The sequence below is a fragment of the Sphingomonas sp. G5 genome, assembly GCF_052660795.1.
In genome coordinates, this window is sequence record NZ_CP109660.1 from 637,630 (window position 1) to 657,849 (window position 20,220).

Annotated in this window: 15 protein-coding genes; 4 read left to right on the forward strand and 11 right to left on the reverse strand. The window is 71.2% G+C overall.

Annotated features, from left to right (window positions below; translation table 11 throughout):
• The first annotated feature begins 844 nt into the window (after window positions 1-844).
• Window positions 845-1,939 (forward strand): SseB family protein, encoded by a 1,095-nt coding sequence (locus NE358_RS03100; RefSeq protein ID WP_103206679.1) that lies wholly within the window; start codon window positions 845-847, stop codon window positions 1,937-1,939.
• 56 nt (window positions 1,940-1,995) lie between these two features.
• Here NE358_RS03100 and NE358_RS03105 read toward each other — a convergent pair whose 3' ends face one another.
• The gene (locus NE358_RS03105; protein ID WP_103206678.1) at window positions 1,996-2,622 is read right to left on the reverse strand and encodes a DUF1684 domain-containing protein; all 627 of its coding nucleotides are present in this window, start codon (window positions 2,620-2,622) and stop codon (window positions 1,996-1,998) included.
• Between the two features lie 372 nt (window positions 2,623-2,994).
• Window positions 2,995-3,666, reverse strand: a complete 672-nt coding sequence (locus tag NE358_RS03110; protein WP_289941393.1) for a LysE family translocator — start codon at window positions 3,664-3,666, stop codon at window positions 2,995-2,997.
• Window positions 3,667-3,816: 150 nt separating this feature from the next.
• Here NE358_RS03110 and ligD point away from each other — a divergent pair, with 150 nt between their 5' ends.
• Complete coding sequence (ligD, locus tag NE358_RS03115; protein WP_289941394.1) at window positions 3,817-4,842, forward strand: non-homologous end-joining DNA ligase; 1,026 nt, start codon at window positions 3,817-3,819, stop codon at window positions 4,840-4,842.
• Here the strand turns inward: ligD and NE358_RS03120 are convergent.
• Window positions 4,839-5,789 (reverse strand): ArsR/SmtB family transcription factor, encoded by a 951-nt coding sequence (locus tag NE358_RS03120; protein ID WP_289941396.1) that lies wholly within the window; start codon window positions 5,787-5,789, stop codon window positions 4,839-4,841. The two genes, ligD and NE358_RS03120, sit on opposite strands and share 4 nt — an antisense overlap.
• A 55-nt stretch (window positions 5,790-5,844) precedes the next feature.
• Here NE358_RS03120 and NE358_RS03125 point away from each other — a divergent pair, with 55 nt between their 5' ends.
• Window positions 5,845-7,122 carry an MFS transporter gene (locus NE358_RS03125; RefSeq protein ID WP_289941398.1) on the forward strand — a complete coding sequence of 426 codons (1,278 nt, stop codon included), beginning with the start codon at window positions 5,845-5,847 and terminating at the stop codon, window positions 7,120-7,122.
• A 24-nt stretch (window positions 7,123-7,146) separates the two neighbouring features.
• On the opposite strand, the gene NE358_RS03130 is transcribed toward NE358_RS03125, so the two are convergent.
• The 4 genes from NE358_RS03130 to NE358_RS03145 all read right to left on the reverse strand — a co-directional run bounded on the left by NE358_RS03130 (window position 7,147) and on the right by NE358_RS03145 (window position 12,049).
• Window positions 7,147-8,190 (reverse strand): ATP-dependent DNA ligase, encoded by a 1,044-nt coding sequence (locus NE358_RS03130; RefSeq protein WP_289941400.1) that lies wholly within the window; start codon window positions 8,188-8,190, stop codon window positions 7,147-7,149.
• 3 nt (window positions 8,191-8,193) lie between these two features.
• A complete protein-coding gene (locus tag NE358_RS03135; protein ID WP_289941402.1) occupies window positions 8,194-9,372 on the reverse strand; it encodes an AI-2E family transporter in 1,179 nt (392 codons plus the stop codon).
• A gap of 262 nt (window positions 9,373-9,634) precedes the next feature.
• A complete protein-coding gene (locus NE358_RS03140) occupies window positions 9,635-10,876 on the reverse strand; it encodes an acyl-CoA dehydrogenase family protein (protein ID WP_141375153.1) in 1,242 nt (413 codons plus the stop codon).
• A 504-nt stretch (window positions 10,877-11,380) separates the two neighbouring features.
• Window positions 11,381-12,049, reverse strand: a complete 669-nt coding sequence (locus NE358_RS03145) for a TetR/AcrR family transcriptional regulator (RefSeq protein WP_116238625.1) — start codon at window positions 12,047-12,049, stop codon at window positions 11,381-11,383.
• 123 nt (window positions 12,050-12,172) lie between these two features.
• On the opposite strand from NE358_RS03145, the gene NE358_RS03150 reads away from it, so the two are divergent.
• A complete protein-coding gene (locus NE358_RS03150; RefSeq protein ID WP_289941406.1) occupies window positions 12,173-13,648 on the forward strand; it encodes an FAD-dependent oxidoreductase in 1,476 nt (491 codons plus the stop codon).
• Window positions 13,649-13,787: 139 nt separating this feature from the next.
• Here NE358_RS03150 and NE358_RS03155 read toward each other — a convergent pair whose 3' ends face one another.
• From NE358_RS03155 to NE358_RS03170, 4 genes are all read right to left on the reverse strand, one after another.
• Window positions 13,788-14,420, reverse strand: a complete 633-nt coding sequence (locus tag NE358_RS03155) for a LysE family translocator (RefSeq protein ID WP_289941408.1) — start codon at window positions 14,418-14,420, stop codon at window positions 13,788-13,790.
• Window positions 14,421-14,803: 383 nt separating this feature from the next.
• Window positions 14,804-16,369, reverse strand: a complete 1,566-nt coding sequence (locus NE358_RS03160; RefSeq protein ID WP_289941411.1) for an FAD-dependent oxidoreductase — start codon at window positions 16,367-16,369, stop codon at window positions 14,804-14,806.
• On the reverse strand, window positions 16,362-18,605 hold the full coding sequence (locus NE358_RS03165; protein WP_289941413.1) for a molybdopterin oxidoreductase family protein: 2,244 nt from the start codon (window positions 18,603-18,605) through the stop codon (window positions 16,362-16,364). Before NE358_RS03165 ends, NE358_RS03160 begins: the two co-directional genes overlap by 8 nt.
• A gap of 4 nt (window positions 18,606-18,609) precedes the next feature.
• Window positions 18,610-20,019: an MFS transporter gene (locus tag NE358_RS03170; RefSeq protein WP_289941414.1), complete on the reverse strand. Its 1,410-nt coding sequence runs from the start codon at window positions 20,017-20,019 to the stop codon at window positions 18,610-18,612.
• Window positions 20,020-20,220: the final 201 nt, after the last annotated feature.

Genomic DNA, 20,220 nt, shown 5'->3' on the forward strand with positions numbered 1-20,220 from the left:
CGCGGGCGCGGCCCGCATGGTGGCGTGCGGGTTCGGGTCGCGCGGCGGCGCGCGAGCTCTCGGTCCGGCCCGCTCGGCGTGAGCGCTCGGCGTGCCCGCTCGGCGCGAGACGCCGCCCGCGGGCGGGGTGCGGTGTGCGGCCCGGTATGGGCGGTCCTGCGGCGTGCCGCCCCGGTATGGGCGGTCCTGCGGCGGTGTGCTGCCCCGGTGTGCGTGGGCCTGCGGCGGTGTGCTGCCCCGGTGTGCGTGGGCCTGCGGCGGTGTGCTGCCCCGGTGTGCGTGGGCCTGCGGCGGTGTGCTGCCCGCGGCAACACGCATAAACGCTCTTTGCTCTCATAAACGCGCTGTGCGCGCGTTTATGAGAGCAGATCGCGTTTATCGCTGCTCAGTGCGGTCGGTTGTCCGCGTCTTGACCCGCCGGCCGGGCGCGTAAACGCGATCCCGCGGCGTGAGCGCGGTCTCGGCGCCCGCGGCGTGAGCGCTGCTCCGACCCGCTCCGCCCCATACATAAACGCGATTCCGTCGCATAAACGCGCTCTGCTCGCGTTTATGGGCGCGTATCGCGTTTATCGGCGCCTGGATGTGACCGGCCCGACCCGTGGGCGCGCCCCGCTGGCCGGCGGGCCCGGGTCGCGGGCGCCGGCCGAGGCGCACGCACGGGGCCACGCACCCGGCTGGACATGGGGCCACACACGGGGTCACGCACGGGGCTGCACCCGGGGCCACGCACGGGGCTGTGCGATGCGCCGGTGCGCTCGCTGTGCGCCTCCACGCCGAGCGGACGTGCGCCGCGCACCCGCCCTCGCGGACCCGGCCGCGTGAACGGCCCGGATAGGCTTGCGCAATGGCTCTCTTCTCGCGCCGCAAGAAGTCCGACTCCGACGACGCATCGGTCGACCGGCCCGACACCACGATCGAGCCGGGCGAACAGCCCGTCGATCCCGCAGGCCCGAGCGACGCCGCTCCTGTTGCAGAGGTCCCGGCCGAAGCCGCCCCGACCGTGGGCATCTCGATGTCGTCGTTCCGCGGCGTGGGCGCCGGCCCCGACGCGCCGGACCCCTCGTCGACGCCGCCCGTGGCGGCCCGCCCGTCGGCGCGGCAGCCCGGCGCGATGGAGGCCCCCGAGGCTCCCGAGACGGTGCCGGGTCTTCGCGACAACGTCCTGCTCGGTAACGCTCTCGCCGAGATCGAGGGGCAGCCGGAACCGACCCAGCTGCTCAACATCGCGCGGCAGCTGCTGCAGGGACACGTCTTCCTCCGCGTGAAGGGCGACGCCCGCGCGCTCCTCGCCGAGGGCAAGGACCTCCCGCTCGCCGTCGCCAACAACGGAGACGAGCAGCTCGTCCTCGCCTACAGCGGCGGCCAGGCCCTGCGCGCCAGCGTCGAGGCGGACGGCGACCGCGACACCTCCGCGATGGGCCAGCCCGTCATGGCCCTGCTGCGTCACGTGCTCGCGGGTCCCTTCGCGGGTCTCATCCTCGATCCCGCGTCCCAGCCGAACCGCGCCGTGCTTCCCAAGGCCCTCCTCGAGCGCATGGTCGCCGAGGTCGACCCCGAACTACGCATCAAGACCGCGCTGTGTGAGACTCGCGATGACTCCACGGCATCCACGATCGTCGATGCCATCGTCGCCGAGGCGCCCCTCTGGATTGGAGTGAACCGTTCCGAAGAGGGGGGCCCGATCGGCGTCGCCGAGTCGCGTTCGGCCACGGGTGAGCGCTTCCTCGAGGTCTTCACGCACCCGCTCGAGCTCCTCGCCCTCGGACGTGGCGACCAGCCGCTGCCCATCCAGCGCACCCAGCTCGCGAAGGCTCTCGCCGGCGACGCGGCGCTGACCGGCATCCTGATCGATCCTGCCGGCCCGTGGATCCGCATCGACCGCGACGAGCTCGCTCCGGTGATCGCTCTGGCGGAAGAGGGCTCCGAGCCCACCGCCTGATTCGATGACACGACGGCGGGCCGCTCCCTTTCGGGGGCGGCCCGCCGTCGTTCGTGTCAGACCCCGTACAGTTCGCCGACCGGCACCGCCACCGGAAGCACATTGCCCGCCGGTGCCAGCGGGCACGCCCACATCGGGTCGTACGCGCACGAGGGGTTGTACGCGAAGTTGAAGTCGATGACCAGGGTGTCGGGGGCGGCACCCCGGCCGAGGTCGGCCCCCTTGATCGTGTCGAGCAGGTAGCGCCCACCGCCGTACGTACCGCCGGGGCGGCCGGCCGCGGCATCCCGAACAGGGACGAACAACCCGCCCCCGTACGAGGTCAGCCGCCAGACGTCGAGAGACCCGGTGTCGGGCAGCTCGACGCGACCGATGCGTTCGAACCCCACCTCGCCGTCGGTGCCGGTCGTCGCGACGAACGAGGCCTCATCGGCGTCGAGCAGGGGTACCTCGAAGCGCCACGCGGCGTCGTACGGTGCGAGTGGCAGGCCGACGAACCCTTCGCGCTGCTCCGGGAGCAGGGGAGTGGCCGGGTGATCGGCGAACAGCGCATCTCGCTCGATGCGCCACAGCTCGTGGGCGTCTTCGGGGTCGTCGGCTTCGCGCACCGCGTCGTACAGGGCGAAGACGCGGCGGCGCCAATCGGCGATGTCGAGGGCGGTCCGAGCGGCTGCGGTGGTCATGTGTCGAGCGTAAGGGGCGGCCGGATGCCAGGACTCGGGCTGGACAGCGGGAGCGGTGAGACTGTGGGCGGGGCTGGCGGGCGGGCACCCCGGCGACCGGGACTTCGTGCGGACAACGTCGGGCTGCGAAACCGTAGGTTTCCGCCCCCGGAAATCGCCGTGGCGTGGAGGGGCGCTCCAGATTTCACCGATCGATCAGGTGAGTTGGTCGGCCACACCCTGCAGCTGGTCGGCAAAAGCGATAGACCCTGTTGAAGGACGAAAATCCCAACCGATCGACCCGCTCTATCTGGGCGGCTGGCCCGAGGGTGCGCCGGCAGATGCTGTTGATGTCGTGGAGTTCGGAAGACGAGATCGTCGGGACCGACGCGGTCACGCGTGTGCCCCCATATGAGGTCGTAGAGCTGAGCCTTCCAGGGCGACTCCTATGCCGAAGCCGACGAGAACCGTTCCCGTGACGCCATCGATGGTGCGAGACACTTTTCGGCGTCGAAGCCACCGGCTGGACTTCTGGGCGACCAGGGCGAGAGCCGTCGACCAGGCACTACCGATCAGCACGTGCACTCCAGCGAGCGCGAGACCCCACACGATGTGAGGTGCCTCTTCGGGGATGAATTGGGGGAGGATCGCGACGTAGAACGCGCCCATCTTCGGGTTGAGCAGATTCGTCAAAGCGCCTTGGCGCCATCCGCGGAAGAAAGAATCCCCGCTGACGGGGCCATCGTCACCCGCTCCGGCGGTGCCGGTCCCGCGGATCGCCGACCAGATCATCCGCCCACCGATCCACGCGAGGTATGCGGCCCCGACGAGACGGATGGCGTCGTAGAGCTGAGCAGAAGCCAGCAGGATCGCGCTGACGCCGATCGCCGCCAGGAAGCCCCACAGGAGGGTTCCTGTTTGGATACCGGCAATGACTCCGAAGGCTCGCCGCTTTCCGCTGACAGCGGCACTGCGGAGGACGAGGGCTGTGTCCAGGCCGGGGGTGACAGTGAGCAGGCCAACCACGAGGGCGAATGACGCGATCACCGAGACGGAGGGCAGCATGTATCGAGGGTAGCGTCGGGGTATCTCCCGGTTGATGTCCTGCCGCTCGACACACGTCGGCTTCGCATGAGGTTCGACGACCCGACCCGAACCCCGTCCCGCAGTGCAACCCGGCAGACACCACCGCCACCCGGGCGCTAGCGTCGGGACATGGCATCCCCCCGCATCACGCTGACCGTGCCGGGCCCCGAGGGTGATCGCGAGGTGGGCATCTCCAACCCCGATCGCGTGCTGTGGCCCGACGTGGGCATCACCAAGCGCGAGCTCGCTGAGTACCTCATCGCCGTCGCCGATCCCTTCATCGCCGCGAACGGGCACCGGCCGGTGTCGCTCGAGCGCTTCCCCGAGGGCGTGGGCGGCGAGGCGTTCTTCTCGAAGAACCCGCCGAAGGGGGCGCCGGACTTCGTCGAGGCCGTGACCGTGACGTACAACAGCGGGCGCCGGCATCCGCAGCTCTTCCTCGGCGAGATCGCGTCGGCGGTGTGGGCCGCTCAGATGAACACGATCGTGTTCCACCCGTGGGCCTCGCTCGCGAGCGACGCGGATCACCCGGTCGAGTTGCGCATCGACCTCGACCCGCAACCGGGCACCGGTATCGCCGAGGCGGTCACGGCGGCGCACGAGTTGCGGACGGTCCTGCGCGAAGCGGGTCTCGAGGCCTGGATCAAGACCAGTGGCAACCGCGGTCTGCACGTGTTCTGCCCGATCGAGCCGACGCATGAGTTCCTCGACGTCCGGCACGCGGTCATCGCCGCGGCGCGCGAGCTGGAGCGACGGATGCCGGATGCCGTGACCACCAGCTGGTGGAAGGAAGAGCGCGGAGAGCGGATCTTCGTCGACTTCAACCAGGCCAACCGCGACCGCACGATGGCCGGCGCCTACTCGCCCCGGGCCCTGCCGACCGCGACCGTGTCGACGCCGGTGTCGTGGGACGAGCTCGACGACATCGACCCGCTCGCCTTCACCGTGCGTTCGATTCCCGAGCGATTGGCATCCGTCGGCGATCCGTGGGCGGGATTCGCCGAGAAACCCGGACGCATCGACACGCTGCTGCAGTGGTGGCAGCGCGACCTCGACGACGGGCTGGGGGAGCTGCCGTTCCCGCCCGAGTTCCCCAAGATGCCGGGGGAGCCGCCGCGCGTGCAGCCGTCGCGGGCGAAGGCCCCTGGCGCTTAGGGGTTCAGCGCGTCGCCCGCGGCGCTGCGGTAGTAGAGCACCGCGCGTCCGTACCGCGTGCGGTTCAAGAGCCCCGCGCGTTCCATCACGCGCAGGTGCTGGTTGATCGCCGAGGTCGAGACCCCGAGTTGCAGGGCGAGATCGGTGGAGGATGCCGGCTCACCCAGCGCCACGAGAAGTGTCGCGCGCGTGCGACCGAGCAGGTCGACGACGGCGTCGGGTGCGGGCTGTGCGCTGGTGGACCACATCGCCCCCTGCCCGCGCGCGGGATACATCACCGTGGGCGGGAGGTCGTCGTCGATCGGCGTCGAGACGCGGACGGTGAAGATCGACGGGACGAGGGTGAGGCCTTCGCCGAGGACCGGTCGGCGGCGAATCTCGGGGTTCCACAGCCGCACGTCGAGGTGGCGTCCGTCATAGCGCGCGGCCTCCGACAGGCCGTTCAAGACGGTGCCCATGCCCGCTTGCGCGGCGATGCGTCCGCGGTAGGCGATGTCGGCGCGCAGCACCGCGCTCATGCGCGCCCAGTGCGGGGCGAAGCAGAGGTCCCACGTGGTGGCGAGCGCCCGCTGCAGGCGCGCGACGACCAGATCATGGCGCCCACGGAAGACCGCCGGCACCTCTCCGTGCACCCGCTCGAGATCTATATGCAGGCGCGACCGCGAGATGCGGCCGAGCTCGGCCAGTTCGTCGTCGAATGACGTGAGGGGCGAGGCGGGTCGCGGGTTGACGAAGTCGGCCGTCCACTTGCGGTCGTTGATCAGTGCGAGCAGGACGTCGAGATCCAGGAGCGGGCGCACGTCTGCGATCTGGCGGAGCCACGGAGCCTGCAGCGGGTACCCCTCCGGCTGCGACAGGGCGCGGAGTCCGAGGCCCAGCTCCGACAGCGGCGAGATGCCGAAACGGATCGCCGAGATGTCGGCGGCCTCCAACTCGTACCGGATCATGAAGCCCCACGCTACATCGATTGAACGGCGTCCCGGCGCCTGGATCAATGGAGACGTGACCAGCACGATCCCCACCGTCCCCCTGAAAACCCTCGTGCAAACGGACAAGACCCTGGGCCGCCTGCTCACGATCACCCTGGTCGACACCCTCGGACGCGGTGCCTTCTTCACCCTGACGACGCTGTACCTCACGCTCATCGTGGGGCTCGAGCCGGTGACGGTCGGCATCGGCCTGACCGTCGCCGGGGCGGTGGGCGTCGCCAGCTCGCTCGTTTTCGGCCACCTCTCGGATCGCTTCAGCGCGCGGATGATGCTGATCGTGCTGCACGTCGTGCAGGGCGCGGCGCTCATCGGGTACCTCTTCGTCGGCGACCTGCCCTCGCTCGTGATCGTCGCCTCTCTCGTCCTGCTCGCTCAGCAGGGCGGCGGGAGCGTTCGCTCCGCCGTCGTCGGACGGGCGTTCCGCGGAGACGACCGCGTACGCATCCGCGCGGCCATGCGCACCGTGACCAACGTCGGCATCGGGGTCGGCACCGCGGTCGCGGCGATCCCGCTCGCCCTCGGCACCCCGTTCGCTTTCCACCTGACCATGACGATCGCGGGCTCGTTCTTCCTCGTGTCCGCCGTGCTCGTCGCGGGGCTCGATCCTGCCCGCGTCGACCTCTCCGTCGCCGAACCCGCGCCGGATGCCCCCGCCGTCGTCGGTCGTAGCCCCTATCGGGACCCACGCTTCTTGTGGTTGACGGCTCTCATGGGGGTGTTCGGCATCCAGTTCGGTGTGTTCGAGATCGGTGTGCCGCTGTGGGTCGTCGCCCACACGATCGCGCCCGACGTCGTGGTGAGCCCGCTGCTCTTGGTCAACACGGTCGTCGTGGTCCTGCTGCAGGTGCGGATGAGCCGTGGGACCGGGACCTTCGCCGGGGCAGGACGCGCGATGAGCAGGGCCGGGTGGCTCATGGTCGCGGCGTGCGCGCTGTGGGCGGGCGCCGGATGGATCGGGGGCGAGGGAGGGGGTCCGGTGGCCGCGGTGATCGTGGTGCTGCTGGCCGCGGCGGTCGTGCACTCCCTCGCCGAGATCACCTCGAGCGCCGCGGGATGGAGCCTCAGCTTCGACCTCGCCCCGCAGGAGCGCATGGGCAGCTACCAGGGCGTCTACGGCACCGGATACGCGGTCGGCGCGATGATCGCCCCCGCCGTGGTGACGCTCACGGCGATCGATCTCGGCACGGGCGGGTGGGCGATCCTCGCCGCGATGTTCGCCGCGGCGGCTGCCGGGGTCGTCGTGATCGCACGTCGGGCCGAGCGGGAGAGGGGTGCCGCTCCCACCGACTGAGCGACAGTGCGGGAGCCGCCGGACTCAGTCGAGCACGTCGCCCAGGTCGTACGACGCCACCGTCTCGAGCTGTGTGAACGTGCAGGAGCGGGCATCGCGGTCGGGGCGCCAGCGGTCGAACTGCACGGTGTGGCGGAAGCGCATGCCCTCGAGCTGGTCGTAACGCACTTCGAGCACGAGCTCGGGGCGCAGCCGCACGAACGACACGTCTTTCGACGCCGAGAAGCGCGAGCGGTCGGTTTCGCCGACCACGGCGGCGCCGTCTTCGTCGCGCTCCACCAGCGGAGCGAGTTCGTCGATCAGCTCTCTACGGCGTTTGTCGGTCCAGGCGGAGACGCCACCGACGCCGTGCACGTGGCCCTCGTCGTCGTAGAGGCCGACGAGCAGCGATCCGACGCCCTCGCCCGATTTGTGGATGCGGTAGCCGAGTGCCACCACATCCGCGGTGCGGGCGTGCTTGATCTTGAACATCGTGCGCTTGTTCGGCGCGTACGGCTGGGCGAGCGGCTTGGCGATCACGCCGTCGAGGCCCGCGCCCTCGAACTCGGCGAGCCACCGGCGCGCGAGGTCGGGGTCGTCGGTCGTGCGGGTGACGTGGACCGGGTGCGGCACCGAGCCCAGCAGGTCTTCGAGCTGCGCCCGGCGCTCCGAGAACGGCTCGTTCTGCAGGTCGCGGTCGCCGCGCGCGAGCAGGTCGAAGGCGATGAACATCGCCGGCGTCTCTTCGGACAGCATGGTCACGCGCGACGCCGCGGGGTGGATCCGTTGCGACAGGGCTTCCCAATCGAGGCGCTGATGGCCGGCGGCGCCGCGGGCCACCACGACCTCTCCGTCGATCAGGCACGGCTCGGGCAGGATCTCGGCGAACGCCGCGACCAGCTCGGGGAAGTACCGAGTGAGGGGCTTGGCTCCGCGGCTGCCGATCTCGACGTCGGTGCCGTCCCACGACACCAGCGCGCGGAAGCCGTCCCATTTGGGTTCGTAGCTGAAGCCGCCCGCGACCTTGCCGTGCTCGGGCACCTCGGGCACCGACTTCGCCAGCATCGGCGCGGGGATGTCGTAGCCCATGGGTCAGTCCGTGCTCTCGCCCCCGGCCAGCGGCACGGGGTTGCGGCGCTTCTTGCGTCGCGCCCACTCCGCGGGTTTGTCGTCGCCGTTCCAGACGGTGATGATGCCCCACACGACGGCGGTCAGCGGGACCGCGAGCAGGGTGCCGAGGATGCCGCCGATCGCGGTACCGCCGGCCAGCACGACCAGCACGACGAAGGAGTGCAGCTTCATCGAGCGGCCCATGAGCACGGGCTGCAGGAAGTTGCCCTCGAGCTGGTTCACGAGCACGACGATGCCGACGACGATCAGCGCGACGACCCAGCCGTTGGTGACGAGGGCGACGAGCGCGGCCAGGATGCCGGCGGTGACGGCCCCCACGATCGGGATGAACGCGAGCAGGAACACCAGGACGGCCAGCGGAAGGGCGAGCGGGACCTGCAGGATCGCGAGACCGATGCCGATGCCGATCGCGTCGACGGCTGCGACCGAGGCGGTACCGCGGACGTACGAGCCGAGAACGGTCACGGTCTTGTCGCCGATGCGGCGCGCGCGGTCGTAGTCGCGACCGTGGAAGGGGCGGAGTACGAACTCCCACATGCGGGGTCCGTCTTTGAGGAAGAAGAACAGGATGACGACCATCAGGACGAAACCCGTGACGAACGAGGCGATCGCGCTGACGCCGGCGAGAGCTCCGGTACCGAACTGCGAGCTCGTCACGAAGTCTTGAATGCCTTGCACGGCCTGGTTGACCTGGTCGGGCGAGATGGCGAAGGGGAGCGTGTGGTACCAGTCCTGCGCCTGCTCGAAGCCCTTCTGCGCCTGCGAACTGAGGTACGGCCACTGGTCGATGACCGCGTTGACCACGAGCCAGCCCAGGGCGCTCAGCACCACGACGACAGCCAGCAGCGTCAGCAACGTCGCCAGCACCGCCGGCACGCCCTTGCGCCGCATCCACATGGTGACCGGACCGAACGCCGAGGCGAAGATGAGCGCCAGGATCAGGGGGATGATGACGAGTGTCACCTGCTGGATACCCCAGATGAGACCGGCGACCAGGATCACCACGACGATGATCTGCACCGCGCGAACGGCGAGGCGCCCGAACCCGTCGGCCCAGAGACTCTTCGGCGGCGCTTGGACCGCCTCGGCGACGGAGGTGACGGCGTCGCGCGGTGCGGGGTGACGAGAGAACAGGCCCATGAGCACACGGTAGCGGGGGCCTCCGACATGGCGACGGAGGTTGCGCCGTGCCGGGGTGCCGGATAGGGCGGCGGATGCCGGGAACCGCGCCGTTACGCGTGCCGCGGCCCCGCCGTTCACGGTCGACCGGGCCGCGACGTCGCCCGAGGCGGTGACCGGCGCCCGCTCGGAGGGGATCGGGGCGCCGCGTCCCGGCATCCGGGATCGCACGAGCTCGGTGAGGTCGATCGGATCAGGGGTGCCGGGGTTGCGGCATCCGGGATCAGACGAACGCGCTCATTCCGGTGATGTCGCGGCCGAGCAGGAGGGCCTGGACGCTCTCGGTACCTTCGTACGTGTGGATGGCCTCGATGTCGGCCATGTGCTGCATGACGCCGTTCTCGAGCAGGATGCCGTTGCCACCGAGCAGGTCGCGGGCGATCGCCGCGACCCGGCGCGCGGCGCGGGTGTTGTGGTACTTCGCGAGCGACGCCTGGGTGGGACGCAGGCCGCCCGACGACTCGAGGTCGGCGAGACGGCGGCAGTACAGCTGCATGGCGGTGAGCTCGTCGAGCATCTGCGCGAGGCGCTCCTGCACCATCTGGAACTTCGCGAGGGGCTTTCCGAACTGCATGCGCTCGGTGGCATACGTCCGCGCGATCTCGTAGCAGGCGGTCGCGTGACCGAGCGCCGACCAGGCCACACCCGAGCGTGTGGCGAACAGCACGACCGACGCGTCCTTGAAGGTGTGAGCGCCGGGCAGCACGGCATCCGCGGGAAGACGCACGCCGTCCATCGCGATGTGAGCCTGGTGGATGCCGCGGAGCGACACCTTTCCGGTGATGACGGTGCCCGTGTAGCCCGGGGTGCCCTGCTCGACGAGGAAGCAGCGAACGTTGCCGTGGTCGTCGCCGCCCTCGTTCTCGACGCGGGCCCAGACGAAGGTGATGCCGCCGGAGGCACCGTTGCCGATCCACTTCTTCGTGCCGCTGAGCGACCAGCCGTCGTCGGTGCGGGTCGCCGTGGTCTCGAGCGAGACGGAGTCGGATCCGTGGTCGGGCTCGGTCAGCGCGAAGGCGCCGAGCACGGTGCCGTCGGCGAGGGGCTTCAGCCACCGCTCCTGCTGCTCGGGCGAGCCGTAGAACGCGAGCGTCCGCAGCGCGAGTCCGCCCTGCACGGCGAGGGCTGTGGCGAGAGAGCCGTCGTGGCGCGAGATCTCCATGTTGACCAGGCCCGCGGCCAGCGGCGAGGTGTACGGGAGCTCGGGGTGCTCGATGCCGTCGGTGAACAGCTCGAGCTCACCCATGCGCTGCACGAGGTCGATCGGGTAGCTCGCGGCATCCCATTCGCCCTGCATGCGCGTGCCGACCTCGTCGGCGAAGGCCTTGGCGGTGTCCCAGACGGCGCGGTCGGCGTCGGGGATGTCGGCGAACACCGCGTAGTAGTCGGTGTCGCGGCGGCCGAGCAGGTCGTAGCGGGCGACGCGCTCTCCGGGGAGCGTGTGGGCATCGGCGTCGATGGTCATGGTTCCCAGTATCGCGCATGTTGGTACTGGGTGTCACACTTCGGAGTGGACTCGCGGCGAACGCTCGGATGGGTGCGCGGGTGGGCGCCCGGGTGCGCGCGGCGCCGTGTCGCGCGCCCCGCGATGACCGGGCCCGCTTCGACGTCGAGTGTCCACGACACCCGGAAGGTTTTTCGAGATGTCCGGGTGTTTTGGACACTCAACGCGGGGGTTGCGCCCCGCGATGGTGTTGGGTGATCGCGAGGTTGAGTGTCCACGACACCCGGAAGGTCTTTCGAGATGTCCGGGTGTTTTGGACACTCAACGCAGGGGCCCCGCCCCGCGATGGCGGTGCGTGATTGGACGTTGAGTGTCCACAACACCCGGACGATTTTTCGCAACGTCCGGGTGTTGTGGACACTCAACGGGGGGGGGCGGCGGGCGGGCACGCGAGGGCAGGGGCGGGCGGGCACGCGACGGGCGGGTGAGCGGGCACGCGAGGGACGGCCCCGCGAGCCCCGCGCGTCAGTCCCCGAGAGCCCCGCGCAGGCGCCGCGTGACCTCGGCGGCGGGCATGCGACGGGGGAAGGCTGCCACGATCAGGTCGTCGCCGGCCGCGTCGTCGCCGTCGGCGTGCACGCCGTAGCGGCGCAGCACGTCGTCGAGCGCTCGACGGAGAACGGATGCCGGCACCCGAGCCCCCCGCATCAGCCGGCGCAGCACGTGGTTGTGCACCGCCGTGACCGAGGCCGCGAAGCCGACGGCATCCAGGGGGTCGAGGCCGGGGAGTGCCTCGCGCAGGTATTCGTCGAAGAGGCGTTCGTAGCGGAACACGGTGACGATCTCGCGGTCGCGCAGGCCCGGGATCTGCCGCACGATCGCGTAACGGCGCCGCGCGACCTCGGGGTCGGCGGCGAAGTGCCGGAACACCCGCACCGATGCCTCGCAGACGGCGGCCCACGGGTCGTCGTGCGGTTGGTCGAGGTACGCGCGCGTCTCGGTGAGCAGCACCTCGTGGTCGGCGAAGACCACGTCTTCTTTGCCGCCGAACTGCCGGAAGAACGTCGACCGCGATACCCCGGCCGCCTGTGCGATCTGCTCGACCGAGGTCTGGTCGTAGCCGTGCTCGACGAAGAGGTCGATGGCCGCGGACACGACGGCCGTCCGGCTCGAGGGGGCGGCGCTGTCGGTCACGCCCCGAGCCTATCCGCGGCCCGCCGTCGCGCGGGGTCGGGTTACGCGGGGCGGTCCGTAGATGATCGGGGCGGCGGAGGCAACCGGATGCCGAGACCCCCACGCCCGCGATGGGATGAACGCATGATCTCCTCCCTGTGGCACAGAGACCAGACGTCCGTCGACGGGACGCCGTTCGAACCCGATGCCCGGCACGACGTCGTCATCGTCGGAGCCGGGATCACCGGCCTGTCGATCGCCGTGATGCTCGCCGAGGCGGGGGTCGATGTCGCGATCGTCGACGCGGGCCGCGTGGGGCAGGGGGCGACCGGGGCGTCGGTGGGGATGGCATCCCTTCTGCAGGGGACGACCCTCGCGGCGCTGCGCGCACACCACCCCGCCGGACTCGTGAAGGCGTACGTCGACGCGAACCGCGCGGGGCAGGAGTGGCTCGCCGAGCGTGCGGGAGCCGCCGCCGACCGCCGGACCGCGTTCACCTTCGGTCGGGGGCTCTCCACCGACCCCGCGCTCGACGCCGTCCGCGACGCCGCGCGCGAGGCGGGGCTGCCGATCCGTGAAGACGCCCCCGGCGACCTCGGCGGACGCACTCCGGTGCGGGCCCTCGCCCTCGACGACCAGCTCGCCCTCGACCCCGTCGCCCTCTCGCGCTCTCTCGCCGAGGCGGCACTCGCGGCCGGGGCGACGCTGCACACGGGCGTCCGCGTGACCGACGTCCGCGCTCTTCCCTCCGGCCGCGTCGACACCGACCACGGCACGATCTTCGGAGACACCGTCGTGCTCGCCACCGGCACGCCCATCACGCGCCGCGGCCTGTACGACCTCAAGACCCGCGCGCTGCGGTCGTGGGCGATCGCGTTCGAGATGGAGGGGGATGCCGAGGCCCCCGGCGGCATGTGGAGCGAGGTCGGCACCGACTGGCGCAGCGTCGTCGCCGCACCGTCGTCGTTCGGGCGCGGGGTGCTGCTGGTGACCGGGGCACGGCATCCGGTCGGCTCCGCACCCTCGGAGGTCGCGCTCGCCGAAGGCCTCGCCGCGTGGGCCCGTCGCACGCTCCCCGTGGGAGCCGAGATCGCCCGCTGGTCGGGACAGGACTACCAGTCGCACAACCTCGTGCCCTTCGTCGGAGGGATGCCGAGGGGCCTCGGACGCCTGCGCTTCGCCACCGGCTACGCCGGGTGGGGCCTGACCAACGCCCCGGCCGCCGCGATGCGGTTGAGCGACGAGATCCGCGGGGTGTCACGCAGCGACCGGCCGCAGTGGATGCGCACGATCGGCACGCGCATGACGGTCCCCGCCGATCTCGGCCGCGGCATCGGCGAAGCGGCACGTCGGGTGGGCGTGGCGGCGGGCGCGTTCGCTGCGGCGGCTCCCGCACCCGTCAAGCGGCCCGCCGAGGGCGCCGGGCTTGTGTCGCGGCAGGGACTACGGACCGCGGCGGTGTCGACGATCGAGGGAGAGACGCGCGCGGTGGTCGCCCCGACCCCGCTGACCTGGAACGACGCGGAACGCTCGTGGGACAGCCCCGTCGACGGCTCGCGCTACGCCCCGGGCGGGACGCGGCTCGAGGGCGCGGCATCCGCGGATCTGGGCGTGCGCTGAGGTCGCACGGGGTTCGGCTCGGCCGCGCCGAGACTGCATTTCGCTGACAAACCGGTTGCAGGCTGACGCGGGGTCATCAGCCAGTTGCCGTCCCGACGGCCACCACCTGGACGACCGCCCGAGTCAGCTCCTCGGCCGGTCAGCTCTTCGCGCCCGACAGCGCGAGCGCGCCGCCGAGACCGATCATCATGACCCCGCCGGTTCCCGACAGGGTCGAGATGCGCTTCGGCGACCGGGCGAACCACTCGCGGGCGGTGCCGGCGGCCAGGGCCCACACGCTGTCGCAGGTGAGCGCCATGATCTGGAACGTCAGGCCGAGAACGAGCAGCTGCAGCCACACCGCCCCCGCGTGCGGGTCGACGAACTGCGGCAGCACCGCGACGAAGAACGCGATCGTCTTCGGGTTGGTCAATCCCACGACGAAACCCTGACGCAGCAGGGTCCACGACGACGAGGGCCCGCGCGTCGCCCCGGCGACGTGAGCGTGGCGGTGACGGATGGCCTGGATGCCGAGCCACACGAGATAGATGGCCCCGACGATCTTCAGGATCGTGAAGGCGACGATCGACGACGCGACGATCGCCCCGACGCCGAAGGCCACCGCGAGCACCGCCGGCACGGTACCGAGCGCGTTGCCGACGACGCTCAGCACGCCCGCGCGGCGGCCGAGCGCGATCGAACGCCCGATCACGAAGAGCACGCTCGGACCCGGGATGACGATGATGATGACCGACGCGGCGACGAACGCCAGCAGGTTCTCGATCGGAGGCATGCGTGAACCGTACTGCCGTCGCGTTTCGGGACTGTATCGCGCGTGGCAGCGGGCGAAACTCCTGAGATTCGGGATGCCGGTGGGCGTGAACGCGCGCAGGGCGGGGTGGGCGCTCGGTTTCTCAGGAGTTTGGCCCGGCGGCTTCGCCTCGTCTCAGCCGGGTCCGGTATCGGCAGCCGGCGGGGCGGCGCGCCGAGGCCAGAATTCGTGCGCGCGTCTGTGGAGGTGGTGCGCGCGTCGCGGCGGGCCGAACTCCTGAGATTCAGGATGGCGGTGGCCGCGGACGCGTTCAGTGGGGGTGATCACGCGGTTTCTCACGAGTTAGGCCCGGCCGCCGCCGTGACCCGCCGCCGCCGAGGCCGCCGGACCTGGCGGCCGCGGCCTCACGCCGGGACGGACTCGCGAGCCAGCAGCTCCGTGATCCGGCCGACGCAGCCGCCGCAGCCGGTGCCGGCACGGGTCGCGGCCTTCACGCACGCGACCGTGGGTTCGCCCGCCGCGGCCGCCTCGCGAATCGCCCCGGCGCTGACGCCGTTGCACCAGCACACGGTGGCATCTGCGGCGAAGGGGTCGCCGACGGCGGGCATTCCGGCATCCGCGGCGTCGAGGCGCAGCAGCGACGAGCGGTCGGCGGGCAGCTCCGAGCCGCGCTCGAACAGCAGGGTCAGCTCGGCGCCGGTGCGCGGCATCCCGACCGCGACGAAGCCGGTCAGCACCCCCTCGACAGTGACGAGCTTCACGTAGGCGCCGCGCGCGGGGTCGGCCCAGAGCGTGACCTGGGGGCCGTGGCATCCGGGTGCGTGAAAGAAGGGGTCGGCGTCGACCGCGCCCCCGGCGACCACGTCGATCCCCTCGGCCTTGAGCATCACGACACCGGCGCGCTCGACCGGTGCGGGCGCCTCGACACCCGACGACAGCAGCGCCGCGAGTCGGTCGGCCTGCCGCCAACCGGGGCCGATGAGTCCGCTCGGTCCGCCGGGCACGCGTCCGTCGGGACCGGTGTCGGCGGGGTCGGCGACGTGCGCGCAGTCGCCGATCGCGAAGACGTTCGGGTCGGTCCACGAGCGCGACGATCCGTCGACGAGCACGCCGGCCGAGGTGGCGAGACCCGCGAGCGAGGCGATCTCCGTCCGTGCCCCGACCCCGCACGACAGCACGAGCAGGTCACCGGCGAGCACTTTGCCGTCGGCGCAGACGAGCCCGTCGAACCAGGCCTGACCGTGGTCGTCGTAGCGCTGCACGATGCTTTCGGCGCGCGCGTGGTGCATCATCTCGATGCCCACGGCGCTCGCCGCGGCGGCGAGCACGCGTCCGCCGTTCTCATCGAGCGTCCGGTTCATCGGCGCGGCGGAGTGATACGCCACGACCACCTCGGCGCCTGCCTCGGCGGCGGCGAGGGCGAGTTCCATGCCGAGCACTCCCGCGCCGAGCACGACGATGCGCTGACCCGCCGAGATCGCCGCGCGCACGTGCTCGGCGTCGGCGAGGTCGCGCAGGGCCACGACGCCCCGCGGCAATGCCGCCGCACCGTGGTCGAGTTCAGACGGCAGCGCCGGCCGCGTGGACCGATGCCGCTGCGCCCGCTCGAGTCCCGCGAGCGTCGGCACGTTCGCCCGCGCGCCGGTGGCGAGCACGAGTCGGTCGTAGGGAATCCGGATGCCATCGTGCAGGCGCACCACCCGGAGGTCGCGGTCGACGCCGACCACCGTCGTCCCGAGCACGAACCGGACCCCGGCATCTTCGGCGACGCGGCGATCGCCCAGGTCGAGCCCTTCTCGGTTCATGCGCCCGACGGCATATTCTGCGAGCAGCACGCGGTTGTAGACGTCGTGCTGTTCGGCGCCGATGACGGTGAGGTCGATCCGCCCCTCGCGCACGGCGGGCAGGAGCCCCTCGATCAACCTCGCCCCGACGGGACCGTAGCCCACCAGCACCACACGCTCAGACATGGGTCTCCTCCTCCGTGCTCGGCGACGGGGTGCTCGGCGACAGGCTGCTCGGCGACGGCGCGCTCGTTACTAGAACGCCCGGCGCCGCACCTCCCACGACTCCGACGAGCGCGGGAGCCACACCCGGGTGCTCCGCCACGACGACCGGCGAAGCCGTGGCGTGAGGGATCGGCGGGGTCGTGGCATCCGGGATCGCCTTCACTTGAACCCGCGTGCGCTTGAACTCGGGCATGGCCGACGTCGGGTCGACGATCGCCTCGGTCAGCCGGTTGGCGCACTCGTCGCCCGCGTAGTGGAACGGGAGAAAGACGGTGTCGTGCCGGATGTCGGTGGTCACCGTCGCCCGTGCCCGTACCTCGCCCCGCTCGTTCGACACGGAGACCAGCGCACCCTCGCGGATGCCGAGACGAGACGCCGTCGCCGGGTGGATCTCGAGCCGCGCCTCCGGCCGGGCACCGTTCAGCTCGGCGACCCGACGGGTCTGCGTGCCCGACTGGTACTGCTGCAGGTAGCGGCCCGTCGTGAGGGTCAGGTCGCCGCCGCGGTCGGTGGGCGTCGGGGGAGTGGCATCCACCGGCACGAGACGAGCGCGGCCGTCGGCGTGCGCGAAGCGCTGAGTGAAGGGCCGCGGCGTGCCCTCGGAGCGGTACGGCCAGTACGCCTCGATGCCCGTGTCGAGCAGGGCGTGCGAGAGGCCGGAGTAGTCGGCGACCCCACCCTCCGACGCGCGGGCGAGCTCGTCGAACACCTCGGCCGGGTCGATAGACCAGGTGGATGCGGCGCCCAGGCGCCGCGCGAGCTCCGACATGATCCACAGCTCGCTGCGGGCCCCCTCGGGGCCGGGCAGGGCCTGACGACGGCGGATGACCCGGCCCTCGAGCGAGGTCATCGTGCCCTCCTCCTCGGCCCACTGCAGCACGGGGAGCACGATGTCGGCGAGCTCCGCGGTCTCGCTGAGGAAGAAGTCGCACACGATGAGGGTGTCGAGGGCCTGGAGCCGATCCCGCAGCGCGTCGACGTCGGGTGCCGAGACGACGACGTTCGAGCCCGCGACCAGCAGCGTCTTCACCGGCCCACCGAGTTCGCCGAGCAGGGCGGTGGCGGGGATGCCGGCATCCGGGAGCTCGTGCGGCTCGATGCCCCACACCCCGGCGACGTGCCGGCGCGCCTCGGGGTCGCGGATGGAGCGGTATCCGGGGAGTTGGTCGGCCTTCTGGCCGTGCTCGCGTCCGCCCTGGCCGTTGCCCTGCCCGGTGAGGGTGCCGTAGCCCGAGCCCTCGCGGCCGACGAGTCCGAGCACGAGTGCGAGGTTGATCGCGGCGGTCGCGGTGGCGGTGCCGTCGACGTGCTGTTCGACGCCGCGCCCGGTGAGGATGTACGCGCCGCCCGCGGCGAGGCGCCGTGCGGTCTCGCGCAGCTGCGCGACGGGGACGCCGGTGGTCGTCGACGTGCGCTCGGGCCACCACGCCGAGACGCTGCGGCGGAGGGCATCGAAGCCGTTCGTGCGCTCCTCTATATAGGGACGGTCGGCGAGGCCTTCGGCGAGGACGATGTGCGTGAGCCCGAGCAGCAGCGGTAGGTCGGTGCCGGGGGCGGGCTGCAGGTGGGTGCCGGCGCCGTCTTCGGTGAGGCGCGCAGTGGCCGAGCGGCGCGGGTCGACGACGATCAGGCCGCCCGCGGCCCGGGCTCCGGCGAGGTGCGCGAGGAACGGCGGCATGGTCGCGGCGACGTTGGAGCCGAGCAGCAGGATGGTGCGGGCGTCGTCGAGGTCGGTGACGGGGAACGGGAGGCCGCGGTCCATTCCGAAGGCCCGATTGGATGCCGCTGCCGCCGACGACATACAGAACCGGCCGTTGTAGTCGATGCGCGAGGTGCCGAGCGCGACGCGGGCGAACTTGCCGAGCTGGTACGCCTTCTCGTTGGTGAGTCCGCCGCCGCCGAAGATGGCGTTGGCGTCGGGGCCGTGAGTGGCCTTCGTCTCGCGGAAGGCCCGGGCAACGGCATCCAGGGCTTCATCCCAGGTGGTCTCGGCGAGGGTTCCGTCGGGTTGGCGGAGGAGTGGCATCCGGAGTCTGTGGGGGGATGCCAAGAGCTCCGCCGACGTCCAGCCCTTCGCGCAGAGCCCGCCCCGGTTCGTCGGGAAGTCGCGGCCCGTGACCGTCGTTGCGCTGTCGTGCGTGACGGTCATGGCGCACTGCAGCGCGCAGTAGGGGCAGTGGGTGTCGGCGGAGCTCACGGCGTCAGATTCGGGTGCCGGACTTCTTCGACATGCGCAGGTACACGCCCGCGGTGAGGGCGAGGAAGGCGACGTACGCGAGCGCGAACCAGCCGAGGGCGGGGGTGTACGAGCCGAACGTCGTCTTCGAGAAGCCGAGCAGCTGCGGGATGAAGAAGCCGCCGTAGGCGCCGATCGCCGAGATGAGACCGAGGGCCGCGGCGGCCTTGCGCTGGGCGCCGATCCCGCCGTTCGCGCGCAGGGTGAAGATCGTCGGGATCATGCGGTACGTCGAACCGTTGCCCATACCGGCGGCGGCGAACAGCACCAGGAAGCACAGCAGGAAGATGGCGAAGTTCTGCATCGGCAGGGTCAGGATGACGCCCAGGATGCCGAGACCCATCACCGTGAACGCTCCCATGGTGATGACGGTGCCGCCGAAGCGGTCGGCGAGCTTGCCGCCGTAGGGACGGGCGAGCGAGCCGACGAGCGCGCCCAGGAACGCGAGCGTGACGGTGGCGGTGCCGATCGCGAAGCCCTTGAAGTCGGGGAACGTGTCGGCGAGCAGCTTGGGGAAGACACCGGCGAAGCCGATGAACGAGCCGAAGGTGCCGATGTAGAGAACCGCCATGATCCACAGGTGCGGCTCTTTCAGAGCGGCGAGGGATGCCGTGATGTCGGCCTTGGCGCTGGACAGGTTATCCATGCGGAGGTACGCGCCGACCATGGCGACGATGATGAGCGGCACCCAGATGAGACCCGCGAGCGGCAGGTTGAGGGTGGCGGCGGCGCCGACCGTGATGACGATGGGGACGACGAACTGCGCGACGGAGGCGCCGAGGTTGCCGCCGGCGGCGTTGAGTCCGAGGGCGTAGCCCTTCTGCGCGGCCGGGTAGAAGAACGTGATGTTCGCCATCGAGCTGGCGAAGTTGCCCCCGCCGAAGCCGGCGAACGCGGCGATCAGGAGCAGCAGGCCGAACGGGGTCGCGGGGTTGCTGACCGCGATGGCGAGACCGATGCTCGGGATGAGCAGCAGGCCGGCCGAGACGATCGTCCAGTTGCGACCGCCGAAGCGCGGAACCATGAACGTGTAGGGGATGCGCAGCGTCGCGCCGACGAGGCTCGGCATGGAGATGAGCCAGAAGATCTCACCCGTCGAGAGCTGGAAGCCCGCGGCCGGCAGTGAGACGACGACGACCGACCACAGCTGCCAGACGACGAACCCCAGGAACTCGGCGAAGATCGACCACCGCAGGTTGCGGGAGGCGATGGCCTTGCCTTCCTTGGCCCACTGCGTGGCGTTCTCGGGGTTCCAGTTGTCGATCCAGCGGCCGGGGCGGTGGACGAGCTGTGCCGCGGCTTCCGCGCTCGCGGCTTCGGCTCGGGTGGTGGGCTGCGCCGGCGTGGCTTCGGGGCGCGGGTCGGTGACGGTCACGGGGTCCTCCGGTGGGCGATGCGGGGGAGGTGCAGCGACCCGCATGGGCGGGACGTGCCGCCAGCGTAGGGAGCGGGCGTTACCCGGGACCGCGTCGGGAGGGGCGGGGAGGTAACGGTTGTCTCACCCGCGGAGGGGGTGGGGGAGAGGGGGAGTTTACGTGGGCGTTACACGGGAGGGGGCGGTGCGATGCGAGGAGTC

What these genes read in the sequence shown, in the direction of transcription:
- NE358_RS03100 (WP_103206679.1), top strand. Translation starts at nt 845, where the DNA reads ATGGCTCTCTTCTCGCGCCGCAAGAAGTCCGACTCCGACGACGCATCG.
- NE358_RS03105 (WP_103206678.1), bottom strand. Translation starts at nt 2,622, where the DNA reads ATGACCACCGCAGCCGCTCGGACCGCCCTCGACATCGCCGATTGGCGC.
- NE358_RS03110 (WP_289941393.1), bottom strand. Translation starts at nt 3,666, where the DNA reads ATGCTGCCCTCCGTCTCGGTGATCGCGTCATTCGCCCTCGTGGTTGGC.
- ligD (WP_289941394.1), top strand. Translation starts at nt 3,817, where the DNA reads ATGGCATCCCCCCGCATCACGCTGACCGTGCCGGGCCCCGAGGGTGAT.
- NE358_RS03120 (WP_289941396.1), bottom strand. Translation starts at nt 5,789, where the DNA reads ATGATCCGGTACGAGTTGGAGGCCGCCGACATCTCGGCGATCCGTTTC.
- NE358_RS03130 (WP_289941400.1), bottom strand. Translation starts at nt 8,190, where the DNA reads ATGGGCTACGACATCCCCGCGCCGATGCTGGCGAAGTCGGTGCCCGAG.
- NE358_RS03135 (WP_289941402.1), bottom strand. Translation starts at nt 9,372, where the DNA reads ATGGGCCTGTTCTCTCGTCACCCCGCACCGCGCGACGCCGTCACCTCC.
- NE358_RS03140 (WP_141375153.1), bottom strand. Translation starts at nt 10,876, where the DNA reads ATGACCATCGACGCCGATGCCCACACGCTCCCCGGAGAGCGCGTCGCC.
- NE358_RS03150 (WP_289941406.1), top strand. Translation starts at nt 12,173, where the DNA reads ATGATCTCCTCCCTGTGGCACAGAGACCAGACGTCCGTCGACGGGACG.
- NE358_RS03155 (WP_289941408.1), bottom strand. Translation starts at nt 14,420, where the DNA reads ATGCCTCCGATCGAGAACCTGCTGGCGTTCGTCGCCGCGTCGGTCATC.
- NE358_RS03160 (WP_289941411.1), bottom strand. Translation starts at nt 16,369, where the DNA reads ATGTCTGAGCGTGTGGTGCTGGTGGGCTACGGTCCCGTCGGGGCGAGG.